The following is a 1079-nucleotide window of genomic DNA, read 5'->3' as shown; positions in this document are numbered from 1 at the left end:
ACCAGTGGGACGTCCACCACGGTCGTCATCGCGACGCGGCCCACTCGGCCGGTCATCGCGACGCCCATAGCCACCGCCACCACCGGAACGGTCGTCACGGCGGAACCCGCCGCCACCGCCACCACTGGGGCGAGAGCCGCGGTCGTCACGCTGCCCGCGGTACCCACCACGGTCATCGTCCCTACGCGGAGCACGGTCATCGTCCCTACGCGGACCACGGTCGTCATCGCGACGGAACGACGGACGCTCGTCACGGCCGCCCCGGTCATCCCGGCCACGGTCATCACGACGCCCGTAGCCGGCGCCACCAGTGGGACGTCCACCAGTGGGACGTCCACCACGGTCGTCATCGCGACGCGGCCCACTCGGCCGGTCATCGCGACGCCCATAGCCACCGCCACCACCGGAACGGTCGTCGCGCCGGAACCCGCCGCCACCGCCACTACTGGGACGAGAGCCGCTCCCACCACTGCTGGGACGAGAGCCGTACCCGCCGCCGCTGGGACGAGAGCCGCGGTCGTCACGCTGCCCGCGGTTCCCACCACGGTCATCGTCCCGACGCGGACCACGGTCGTCATCGCGGCGGAACGACGGACGCTCGTCACGGCCGCCCCGGTCATCCCGGCCACGGTCATCACGACGGAACCCACCCGGACGCTCATCACGACCCCGGTCGTCACGTCGATCGTCACGCCGGTCACGGTCGTCGCGCTGCCCGCGGTTCCCACCACGGTCATCGTCCCGACGCGGACCACGATCCCGGTCGTCACGGCCACCGCGGAAGCCGCCCCGCTCACCACCGTCCCTACGACGCGGCTCGCGCTCCGGACGATCGTCGGGAGAGTTGGTGGACATCGGCGTGACTCCTGTCTTCGGGTACTGCAGTCATTCTCGCGCAACCGGCCTTCGGACGCGCTTCGGAAAAGCAAGCAAAAAACAAAAAGGACCCTTGGTCCAGCGTGAACGCTGGACCAAGGGTCCTTGAAAGATTGTTCGGCGGCGTCCTACTCTCCCACAGGGTCCCCCCTGCAGTACCATCGGCGCTGAAAGGCTTAGCTTCCGGGTTCGGAATGTAACCG

The 1079-nt window shown here is 69.2% G+C and carries 1 rRNA gene and 1 pseudogene; both read right to left on the bottom strand.

Features of this window, described 5'->3' with window-relative positions:
- Positions 1-776, bottom strand: a pseudogene (locus ACFYWY_RS38090) (hypothetical protein); the annotation flags it as partial.
- A 215-nt stretch (positions 777-991) separates the two neighbouring features.
- Positions 992-1079, bottom strand: a 5S ribosomal RNA gene (gene rrf, locus ACFYWY_RS38085); the annotation flags it as partial.

This window comes from Streptomyces sp. NPDC002870 (assembly GCF_042888505.1).
In the GTDB taxonomy this organism is placed as follows: Bacteria; Actinomycetota; Actinomycetes; order Streptomycetales; family Streptomycetaceae; genus Streptomyces.
This window is presented reverse-complemented; position numbering and strand designations above follow the sequence as displayed.